Source organism: Rhizorhabdus sp. P4_G5, from assembly GCF_056401065.1.
This window is the reverse complement of the sequence record NZ_JBFUKB010000001.1, coordinates 476,357-486,020: the sequence shown is the minus strand read 5'-3', so window position 1 is coordinate 486,020 and position 9,664 is coordinate 476,357. Positions and strand designations below refer to the sequence as shown.

The 9,664-nt window shown below is 62.1% G+C and carries 14 protein-coding genes; 3 read left to right on the top strand and 11 right to left on the bottom strand.

What is annotated here, in order from left to right; translation table 11 throughout:
• Window positions 1–266: 266 nt before the first annotated feature.
• From AC1DQK_RS02325 to AC1DQK_RS02305, 5 genes are all read right to left on the bottom strand, one after another.
• Window positions 267–602 carry a UrcA family protein gene (locus AC1DQK_RS02325; protein ID WP_477866941.1) on the bottom strand — a complete coding sequence of 112 codons (336 nt, stop codon included), beginning with the start codon at window positions 600–602 and terminating at the stop codon, window positions 267–269.
• Between the two features lie 103 nt (window positions 603–705).
• Window positions 706–1,110, bottom strand: coding sequence for a hypothetical protein (locus AC1DQK_RS02320; RefSeq protein ID WP_477866939.1), 405 nt, complete (start codon window positions 1,108–1,110; stop codon window positions 706–708).
• A gap of 14 nt (window positions 1,111–1,124) precedes the next feature.
• On the bottom strand, window positions 1,125–2,696 hold the full coding sequence (locus tag AC1DQK_RS02315; RefSeq protein WP_477866937.1) for a tetratricopeptide repeat-containing sulfotransferase family protein: 1,572 nt from the start codon (window positions 2,694–2,696) through the stop codon (window positions 1,125–1,127).
• The gene (locus tag AC1DQK_RS02310) at window positions 2,693–3,625 is read right to left on the bottom strand and encodes a sterol desaturase family protein (RefSeq protein WP_477866935.1); all 933 of its coding nucleotides are present in this window, start codon (window positions 3,623–3,625) and stop codon (window positions 2,693–2,695) included. The genes AC1DQK_RS02315 and AC1DQK_RS02310 overlap by 4 nt, the downstream gene beginning before the upstream one ends.
• Window positions 3,626–3,712: 87 nt before the next feature.
• Window positions 3,713–4,654, bottom strand: coding sequence for a LysR family transcriptional regulator (locus tag AC1DQK_RS02305; RefSeq protein WP_477866933.1), 942 nt, complete (start codon window positions 4,652–4,654; stop codon window positions 3,713–3,715).
• Between the two features lie 141 nt (window positions 4,655–4,795).
• Between AC1DQK_RS02305 and AC1DQK_RS02300 the strand changes: the two genes are divergently transcribed.
• Window positions 4,796–5,803 carry an isopenicillin N synthase family dioxygenase gene (locus AC1DQK_RS02300; RefSeq protein WP_477866931.1) on the top strand — a complete coding sequence of 336 codons (1,008 nt, stop codon included), beginning with the start codon at window positions 4,796–4,798 and terminating at the stop codon, window positions 5,801–5,803.
• On the opposite strand, the gene AC1DQK_RS02295 is transcribed toward AC1DQK_RS02300, so the two are convergent.
• From AC1DQK_RS02295 to AC1DQK_RS02275, 5 genes are all read right to left on the bottom strand, one after another.
• Window positions 5,798–6,409: a hypothetical protein gene (locus AC1DQK_RS02295; RefSeq protein WP_477866929.1), complete on the bottom strand. Its 612-nt coding sequence runs from the start codon at window positions 6,407–6,409 to the stop codon at window positions 5,798–5,800. The genes AC1DQK_RS02300 and AC1DQK_RS02295 overlap by 6 nt on opposite strands.
• Window positions 6,410–6,476: 67 nt before the next feature.
• Window positions 6,477–7,457, bottom strand: a complete 981-nt coding sequence (locus tag AC1DQK_RS02290; protein ID WP_477866927.1) for a sterol desaturase family protein — start codon at window positions 7,455–7,457, stop codon at window positions 6,477–6,479.
• Entirely contained in the window at window positions 7,439–7,672 is a 234-nt protein-coding gene (locus tag AC1DQK_RS02285) for a hypothetical protein (protein ID WP_477866995.1), read from the bottom strand. Before AC1DQK_RS02285 ends, AC1DQK_RS02290 begins: the two co-directional genes overlap by 19 nt.
• A 93-nt stretch (window positions 7,673–7,765) precedes the next feature.
• Window positions 7,766–8,074, bottom strand: a complete 309-nt coding sequence (locus AC1DQK_RS02280; RefSeq protein WP_477866925.1) for a hypothetical protein — start codon at window positions 8,072–8,074, stop codon at window positions 7,766–7,768.
• Window positions 8,071–8,265 carry a hypothetical protein gene (locus AC1DQK_RS02275; RefSeq protein WP_477866923.1) on the bottom strand — a complete coding sequence of 65 codons (195 nt, stop codon included), beginning with the start codon at window positions 8,263–8,265 and terminating at the stop codon, window positions 8,071–8,073. Before AC1DQK_RS02275 ends, AC1DQK_RS02280 begins: the two co-directional genes overlap by 4 nt.
• Window positions 8,266–8,353: 88 nt before the next feature.
• On the opposite strand from AC1DQK_RS02275, the gene AC1DQK_RS02270 reads away from it, so the two are divergent.
• On the top strand, window positions 8,354–9,004 hold the full coding sequence (locus tag AC1DQK_RS02270; RefSeq protein ID WP_477866921.1) for a S24 family peptidase: 651 nt from the start codon (window positions 8,354–8,356) through the stop codon (window positions 9,002–9,004).
• Window positions 9,005–9,016: 12 nt separating this feature from the next.
• On the opposite strand, the gene AC1DQK_RS02265 is transcribed toward AC1DQK_RS02270, so the two are convergent.
• The gene (locus AC1DQK_RS02265) at window positions 9,017–9,304 is read right to left on the bottom strand and encodes a hypothetical protein (RefSeq protein ID WP_477866919.1); all 288 of its coding nucleotides are present in this window, start codon (window positions 9,302–9,304) and stop codon (window positions 9,017–9,019) included.
• 32 nt (window positions 9,305–9,336) lie between these two features.
• Between AC1DQK_RS02265 and AC1DQK_RS02260 the strand changes: the two genes are divergently transcribed.
• Window positions 9,337–9,600 (top strand): hypothetical protein, encoded by a 264-nt coding sequence (locus AC1DQK_RS02260; RefSeq protein WP_477866917.1) that lies wholly within the window; start codon window positions 9,337–9,339, stop codon window positions 9,598–9,600.
• Window positions 9,601–9,664 lie beyond the last annotated feature (64 nt).

Sequence of the window (9,664 nt, the reverse complement as noted above, 5' to 3'; positions counted from 1 at the left end):
CTTGCCCGGAAGCATCGGCTCGATCCGACGCCACTGCGCCTCGCTTAACTCGTATCGCTTGATCCCCATGATGCCTCCGCAATCGCGGAAACCCATGAATCAGACATCCCACCACTTGGGAATCCTCTGAATGTCGATACAGCCTAGACCTTGATCGGATCCGGCTGAATCAGACTGATCCGTGAATCAAGGTCTAAACCATTGACAGAGCACGATTCACGCTTTCGGTGGAAGCGCCATGCGCTTCCTCCTCACACGATCAGGCTCTAGCGCGCGGAGGCCAGTCGGACCGGCGACTTGGTGGCAGCGCTGGCGGAGCGAGCTTCGACCTGGGCGCGCACGTCGGCGACTACTGCAGCGCGGCATTCCTGCGCCTTGGCTTCGAGAGCCAGGTGCACGCTGGCCATGCGATCGCCGCACACGGTGCGGGCGGCCTGATCCATTCGGATCGCCAGGCGCTGCTGACCATCGGCGGTAGAGAGGTCGAGCCCCGCGAGATTCAGCGTTGCCTTATCCTGGGCGAAGGGGTTCGCGGTGTTGGATCCGGCAGAAGCCGAGGTCGCGAAAGCGAGCGCGGCGAGCGCCGCGAGGCCGATTCTCATAATCATCTCCTGTACATCGAACGAGCGCCGCTCTTCGACGGCTGCCGATCACATAGAACCGTGAGATGAAATTTTCAATACAAGACCAAAAATCGTAACTTTATTACTTGTCGCCGCCGTGGTTATTACTTGCACTGACGATCAGCATTGCAAGATCCTCGTCATGGCCGAGCAGACCGATCGGCAGATCGGCTTCGGCGGAGGCGCTTTCACGGGCCTGTTCGTTGACGACGGAGACGGTGATGGTCCGTGCGTAGGGTTCGGACCATTGGCGTATGAGACCGAGCGGCAGGCTGGCGCGCCACTTGCGCGCTCCCTGAACGGAAACCGCATGGCCGTTGACCGTCACGGCTGAGGCCGCATCGGCCCGGCTTCCCGTCACCAGCAGGCAACTTTCCGCGCCGCATGACACCAGCCGCGCCTTGGGAGCTGTAGCAGCCGAGACCGGTGAAGCAAAAGCAACGGCTAGCACAATCCCGAGTCCAAACGCTTTGGCTGAAAAGGACATGGTAGACGCTTCCTTCATTCGATGTGGATGCCAGATTGCTCGAAGAAGCGCCGGACGGGCTCCAGAACCGCCTCGTGCCGCTTCCATCGCGCGACCGAGTCACGATAGATCGGTCTACGGACCTGTGCGGCGCTGGGGGTGGAGACTGGTGCAGCGCTGGTGTGGAACGACAGGCAGTCGTCCGACCATGAGAGCCCGCAATGGGCCAGCAGCCGGCGCGTCTCGCCTTCCTGGTCCGCAACCAGATCCTCGTAGCTCACCTCGATCATCTGACCAGGCAGGGCTTCGCGCCATTGGGCGATCAACCGGTCGAACCGGACATAATAGGCTGCGATGTCGAGCAGGTCGTAGCTGTAGTCATAGTAACGCGAGGACACCGCGAAGAGGTTGCGGAAGTTGCTGAGCACCGTGTCCATCGGGCTGCGCCGCAGGCAGACGATCCGCGCCGCGGGCAACGCTTGCGCGATGAACCCGGCGTATAGGAAGTTGCCCGGGAATTTGTCGGTGAAGCGCAGGCTGGGATCGCGCCGGTGATGGCGTGCCCGCTCCAGGAAGTCCCGCCCGATCGCGCCCATGTCGGCCTGGACGGCAGCAGCGATCGTCTCGGGATCCATGACCGTGGAGGTGCGCGTGCCGGCGGCCTTCTTGACCGCGAGCGGCATGGCCTGCAACTCGCCGGCACTCTCCACGGTCGGATGCGAGGAGAGGATGCGGTCGACAAGTGTCGTGCCGGTGCGCGGCATACCGATGATGAAGATCGGCCCGTCGGTCGGCACGCCGCTCGCCGCCTGAGGTAGCGGCCATGCGGCCTCCACGGCATCGAACACCGCGGCGTCGCGCGCAAAAGCATAGGGCAGCGTAGCGCGGTGCTCGGCATTCGCAGCGCAAAGTGCGTCCAGCGCTTCGGCAGGCTGGCCCAGGTCTTCCAGTTCCTTCATGAGCGCATAGCCCAGAAGCAGCCGGTCGCGGCCGTCCTGCGCGCGGGCCCGGGTCCTGGTCAGCCGCGCGACATGATTGTGGGCAGGCGTCTGCTTGCGCAGGCTTGCGAGAAGGTGGTGCGCGCGCGCGTTGTCCGGAGCGAGCGCCAGCAGGGCTTCAAGCGCGGCTTCGGCATCATCGGCATGGCCCAGGAAATTGAAGGTCGCCGCCTGGTTGTAGCGATACTCGATATTGCCTGGCTCCCGCCGCACCGCCTCGGTGAAGTGGGCCAGAGCGGCGACATGGTCGCCGAGGCGGGCATAGACGCAGCCCATGGTATCAAGGCTGAACGCGTCGCTCGGCAGTGCCTGCTCGGCTTCGCGTAAGGTCGCCGCGGCTTCGCCGTCCTGCCGCACGATTATGTACAGCTTGGAGAGCTGCGCGCGATATTCACCCTGCGGGTCGAGCGCCACCGCCCGACCGAGATGCTCGATTCCGGCGCGGATCCGGCCGGCGTTCGATTCGGCGATTCCAAGGAGGAAGTGGCCCTCGGCGTCGTTGGTGTTCGCGGCGATCAGCGTCTGGGCGAAGCGGTGCGCGGTGCCCAGGTCGCCCTTGGCCAGGGCACGCCGCGCCGCTTCCACCCGCGAGGCGCGCATTCCTGTCATGCCGTCGCCGCTGGCTCGCTCTGGTCGTTCGCGGCGAGTTCGCCGCTGTTTCGCGTGCCCGCCTTGCGTGCCCGGTACCTGTCGATCATCGGCCGGAAGGGGAACAAGGTCTGCTCCCAGATCGACAGTCGCCTGCGATCGTCCTGGCCGACAAGCACGCCCTCACCTTCCTTGTAGGTGCCAAAGATTCGGTCGAGCAGGATCAGCGAGTTACCGTAATTGCAGCGCGTGCTCGGATAGTCGGTCGAGTGGTGCAGGCTGTGGTGACGGATCGTCGTAAACAAGAACGAATACCAGATCGGCGGATCGGACCGGACGTTGGCGTGTGCGAAGACCGAGATCACGCCCAATATGTTGATGGCGGCGAACAGGGCCTTCTCGTTGAAGTCGAACAGCGCGAGGACACTGAGGCTGATCAGGAACAGCTCGATCGGGTTGCCGACCGCGCCCTTCGCCGCGTTGAGCTGGGTGATGTGGTGGTGCGGAGCGTGGGTCAGCCAGAACGGCGTCCAGTTGTGCATCAACCGGTGCATCCAATACTGGCCGAATTCGAGCAGGAAGATCGCCAGCATGACCTGCACCAGCCACGGCATCTGCATGACCCAATCGGTCTTGATCCCGAGCTCGGTCTTGGCGATCTTGAGCGGATCATCGGCAAGCTTTTCGGTAAGCCATACGATAATCGTGGCGCTGAGGATCGAATAATAGAGATCGGTGAAGAACTCCTGCTTGTTCATCCGCCAGCCGGCATGCCGTTCGTTGACCAGTTCGAGCAGGAGCACGGCGATGACGATCAACGGTGACGTGACGGTGAGCGCCCAGGGATGATCGACCAGAGCCTTCGGCCCATAAGCCCAGAAGACCAGAACCATCGCGATCATCGCGGGGGGGATCAGGTTGAAGACCCGATCTTTGATGCTCTTCTGCATGTCGCGGCTCCGATCAGTGTCTCCACACTGCGCTGCGCCGCGTCATGAAGGCAGAGCGAAAATCCTGATGAAAGGCATAGATTGATATTATGACCGTGGCTGCGCGCGGATCCGTCGGACGACTTCCTCCCAGAAAAGCTGGGTCGCGGTATCCCGCGCCTGCTCATATCGTGCGAGGAGGAAGATGTCGTAGGCGGGCTCGAAATCGGCGTGGAGCATCGGCCAAAGCTTCCCGCTGGCAACCTCATTTGCGGCGGCCTCGATCGGCAGGAAGCCGATGCCGACACCCTGGACGATGAGACGTCGCGCTTCGTTGATGTCCTCGGCCAGTCCGCTGACGATCGTGCCCAGACGATAGCGCCTGCGCAGATGCGTGATCGTCTCGATCTCGTCATCGCCGGTGAGCACGAAACCCTGATCCTTGAGTTCGCCCAGCCGGGTCACGCGGTAGCCGAAGTACGGATTGCTGCGCGAACAATAGAGCTGCTGGCGCTCGATCAGCAAAGGCTCGTACATCAGGCTTCCGCGGACGCTGCTGTCATAGCCGACCCCAATCTCGACTTCGCCCTGCTCCAGCGCGTCGAGGAGCTGGCGCCAGGGCGAAACCCGGATCTCTATGTGGATGGCAGGGTTGCGCCGATGGAAGCTCGCGATTGCCTCGTCGAACTCTGACGACACCAGGCCCGACACGATCTGGATCCGGACGATGCCCTCGACCCGCTTGGTCGCCTGTGCGATCACGTGCGGCATCATCCTGGCCGATTCCAGCATGTCTTCGCACAAAGCCATCATTGCCCTGCCGGCAGCCGTCACCTCGACGCCGGTGGCGGTGCGGTGGAGCAGCGCGGCTCCGACATGATCTTCGAGGCGCTTGAGCGCTGCGCTGATGCTCGGCTGCTGTCGATTGAGCTGGCGCGCCGCCGCGCCGATGCCGCCGGCGCGGACGATGTCCACAAAGGTCCGCATCAGGTTCCAGTCAACCCGGCTGGCAAATTTCCTGTCGATCAGCGGCGTCCGATCGCTGCTCATGCGCGTGCTGTCCCTTCGAAGGCATCGCCGGCCCTTGCGCATGATAGCGCGGGCCGCAAACGCTCATAGATCAAATCGATGGAGATCATAAGATCGCCATATCTATCGCTATGCCCAGAGCGATCTAAGCGGAATGCGATCATGACACAGCCGCACATCCTGCCTCTGATCGACATCTCCGGGTTGGCGAGCGAACGGCTCGACGATCGGCTTTTCGTCGCTCGGCAGCTCGATCGGGCCTGCGCCGAGGTGGGATTTCTCTATGTCACCGGTGCGCAATTGGACGGCGCCCCGTTCCGCAGGCTCGTCGCGCGCGCCAAGGCCTATTTTGCTCTCGACCCCGACATCAAGATGAAGAGCTATATCGGCAAATCCGAGAACCATAGTGGCTATGTCCCGGTGGGGGAGGAGAAGCTTGGAGCCGGCGAACGCGACCTCAAGGAGGCCTTCGACGTCAACTGCGACTATCGGCGCAGCGACGGGCGACGACCGCTGCTGGGCCCGAACCTATGGCCCGAAATGCCCGGATTTCGCGAGGACGTGGAGGCCTACTACCGGCATGTCACAGCCATCGGACACCAGCTGTTCCGTGCTTTCGCTCTGGCCCTGGGCCTCGACGAAGACCATTTCGACGCGCATCTGCGGCATCCGCCAAGCCAGCTCCGGCTGATTCACTATCCGTTCGATGCGACCGCCGAGGATCGGCCTGGCATCGGTGCGCATACCGACTATGAATGCTTCACTCTGCTGTTCGCGACCGCTCCGGGCCTTCAGATCGTCAACAAGCAGGGCCAATGGATCGACGTTCCGTTGGTCGACGACACGATGATCCTGAACATAGGCGACATGATGGAGATCCTCTCCAACGGCCGCTATGTCGCGACGCGGCATCGCGTGAAGAAGGTTGGGCAAGAACGCTATTCCTTCGCGCTCTTCCACGCGTGCGATTATGATTATGTCGTGGCGCCCGTGGTGCGCGGGGAAGCCCCTCGTTATGTGCCGCTGAAAGGTGGCGAGCACCTGTTCAACCAGACGGCGCAAACCTTCGCTTACCTGAAGCGCAGGATCGCGAGCGGGGAACTTGTCCTGAGCGACGCCTTGCCGCTGGATTCCTTCGGGATGGGGAGCGCCGCAAATGGAGCGCTATGAGTCCATCAATCTCTTTTTGAACAGCGACTTGACCAGCCTGCCTTCGAGGATCCGTCCGACGACATAAAGAGCGGCGAAGATTGCCGCGAAGACATAGGCGGACGTCGGTTTCAGTTTGTCCTCCTCCTCCTTCTTTTTGTCCTTCTTGTCCTTTTTTGGTTTATCGGGTGCGGGCGCGCCCAGAAACTTGTCTATCGGGTTTTGCGGCAGCACCTTGTCTTTCTTTTGGTCCTTCTTTTTCGAATCCTCCTTGGCCGACGGTTCCTCGAACTTGCCGACGGCGAAGGTCAAACCGGCGAAACTCAGGAACAAGAGCGGTGCCAGAAAGCAGAACAGCAACGTCCGGCTAGTCAGCCGATAGCGTAAAACACGTCCCGCCGAGCCTTCTTCGATCTGCAGGACGCCACCGTCGAAAACGGACATCTTGTCCTGCGCCGGCTGATCCTTCTTGCGAAAGCGAAGTGTATCGCGCGTCCGTTCATAGCTAGTCCCGCTCTCGCGGAACAGCGGGTCGAGCCTTCGGAACGCATCATCGGTCGACTGCCCGATCGGGAGCGCCAGGCTGCCCTTGATGTTCCAGATCCAGTCGGCAAAGCGGATGTTCACGCAATCTCCCTTGCGGAGAGTTTCTGGCGGGTCGGCGGGGCGAGGTGTGCGAGCGGGAGCAGGACGGTCACTCGGCGGGCACCGCCACGGACCGGCCGTAGCCTTCCTTGAGCGCCTTCCAGCCTTCGGTGAAGGGATAGGTCATCTGCTCGCGGATCGACATGCGGCGCCCGCCCTCCATGCCCAGCAATTCCGCTTCGCCGTCAATGCAGGTGCCGAACATGCGATCGATGATGATCCAGCTATTGGAGTAGTTGCTGCGCGTGGACTCGTAATCCTGCGAATGGTGCAGGCTGTGATGTTCGGTGGTGTTAAACAGGAAGCGCCACCAGCGCGGCGAGTTGAAGCGGACGTTGATGTGCTGATAGCTGCCGACCGCCAGGCCGATGGTGCCGGCGAGCATGGCTGCGCGGGGCAGGAAATCGAAGAAGCCGCCTATGCCCAGCCCGATGAGGAAGAGCTCAAGCGGGTTGCCGACCGCGCCCTTGTTGATGTTGAGCTGGGTGATGTAGTGGTGCACCGAATGCGGCAGCCACAACGGGTACCAGTTATGCATCCCGCGATGCATCCAATATTGCCCGAAATCGAAGGTGAACGAGATCAGGAAGGCCTGCAGCAGGAGCGGCAGGCCCGTGAACCAAGCAAGCTTTTCCCAGTCAAAAGAGTGTTGGACCGCCTCGATGACGGCGTCGCTGCCGATATAATGTTCTATCAGGTTGAGGATCGTATAGCCCAGCCCGACATAGAACAGGTCGGTCACCAGTTCCTTCCAAGTCAGGCGCCAGCTTTCATACCGCGGATTGACCCATTCGAGCCCCAGTAGCAGTACCCTGAAGCCGATGCCGATGCCGATGCCGGTCGATGCCTTGGCGATCGAGTTGGGCGCGTAATACCAGAACAGGATCAGCGCGAAGAGCGCCGTGGGCTGGAACCAGGTGAATATGAACTGCTTCAGCGGGCCGCCTTGCACCCGTGGGATGTTTTCCCAGCCCACCGTGACTGGCGCGTCCACACCTATCACCCTTCTGCCTACGCGAACTCCGTCCATATGCGGTCCCCGAAATTGCCGGCTTCGCCCTCTGGGAGCATGTCAGATGCCAAGTGTCGAATGGCCTCCGCAGCCCATCGAAAGCGGTCGGTCGAGCATCGCCAACGCGTGCCAATCACGCCAGAGGCCAATATGGTATATGCCTCATAGATCCCATCTATGCCGTGCCGCATCAGCTCGATGCCCAGCTTGGCCATGGTCATGGTCATGGTCATGTCGCTGATCGCCTTTTCGCCGCCTGCGGTTCTTCATCCTCCTTCAGGCATGTCGGGATCGACGATCGACCGTTACGGTCCGGGACGACAATCCTAGCTCGCAATTGTCATGGCATCGAGCCGGACCAGGGCTTCTCCATCGTTGCGTTCAATGTCCGATATGCGGATTTCTGCGACCATGTGGCCCGGTATCGCGAAATCCGGTGCTCCGATCTCTTCGCGCAACGCATCGAGCGCATCGTCGACGCGCAGCCCACTAAGGCTCAGCTCGATCCGGTGGCGGCCGCCGTCGAAGGTCAGGCTTTGCCATGGATCGCTTTCGCTCCGCCGCAGCGCAGTGGTGGCGAGCGCGGCGCACCGGCGGTCGATCCGGCTGGTGATCGCCTTGATGGGATCGCTCATCCTGCGCCGTTCAGCCGCTGCCTGGTGGACGCCAAATAGGCGCTGACCCGCTGGATGGTCCCATCGCGGGGTTCGCGGCCGCGGCGGAGCGACGCGACGAAGCCGGGATCGCCCATCGCCTCCCGGCCGAAACGCGAGGCGGGAACGCCGCTTTCGCGCAGATAGCGTTCGATCGTCGACAGCAAATGCATGATCAAATTCCTTGCGACTCATTTGTTCGCTATATGTTCTAACTCATTTCCTACTTGTCTAGGAAAAATCCTATCGATAATGGAGGATATGGCCGATGACATCCGCACCGCGCTTGATGATCTGATCCGCCACAGCGGCGAGGATTACAGCGCCATATCTCGTCTGCTCGGCCGCAATCCCGCCTATATCCAGCAGTTCATCAAGCGTGGCACGCCACGCAAGCTGGCCGAGGAGGACCGGCTCAAGCTTGCGGCCTATTTCCGCGTGCCGGAGGAGCAGCTCGGCGGCCGCCCAGGACGAGCACCCGCCCTGGCCGCCGATCTGGTGGCGGTGCCGCGGATCGAGATCGGGGCGTCGGCGGGGCCCGGCGGTATCGCCGAGATCGAGGAGAGCGGCGCTCCCATGGGATTTGACGGAGCGCTGCTTCGGAGCCTCGGCGTGCGTCGGGCCGGAATGCTGTCGATCATCCGGGTCGCGGGAGACTCGATGGAGCCCACGCTGCGCAACGGCGATGACATATTGGTCGATCGCTCGGCAACGACTGTCCGATCGGGCGCGATCTATGTGCTGCGGCTCGACGACATGTTGATGGTCAAGCGACTGGTCAAGGACGCTGGCCGCGAGCTGCCATTCGTCATCCGCAGCGACAACTCCGCCCATGCCGACATCGAGGGCTATGATCCTGCGACGGTGCGGGTAATCGGCCGCGTCCTGTGGTGCGGCCGGCGCGTGGTCTAGGCCAGCGCGCCCCTAGCGACCGCGTCGATCCAACAGATACAGCGCCAGGGCGATTGCTGTCCCGACGCCCGTACCGATCACCGTACCGAGAGAAGGTTGGCCGATGCTCGCGCCGCCGATCGCGCCGACGAGAACCGTTAAGGCTATGATTGCTCCGCCTGCGCGCGAAGCGTTGCCGCTGTGCTGTTCCATCTCTGCCCCATGCCATGACTGCCAGCTTTGCGCCAGCGCGCGTCCCGCCTGTGCCACGCCGGGACCGATCGTCCCGCGGCGGGACTTGGTAAACCTTCTGTCGACCATCGCAGCCCAGCTTTCGCGGGATTTCCGATTTTGTGGCACGCAGCTTGAGTGGTGAGGGGCAACTATCGTCGGGGGCTGATCGCTTGGAAGAATTATTCTACATCGCAAATCGTACCAGCATCGATCAGGCGCAGGACCTGCTCCAGCAATATGGAATGCTGGCGATGGACGAGGCTGCGGCTCGCAGTCGTCATTATCGTGAGCTCGGAAACGCGATTCGGTTTTGCGAATGGCGGCAGATCGAGCGTTTTCTAATTCTGCTCAGTCAGGATGTGCCGGTCGGTACCGTTCACTAAACGGGAGCGGCTGGTCACCGCCGGGGAGGCTCGGCCCCGGCTCCACGCCGCTGGTCGCGCCCCG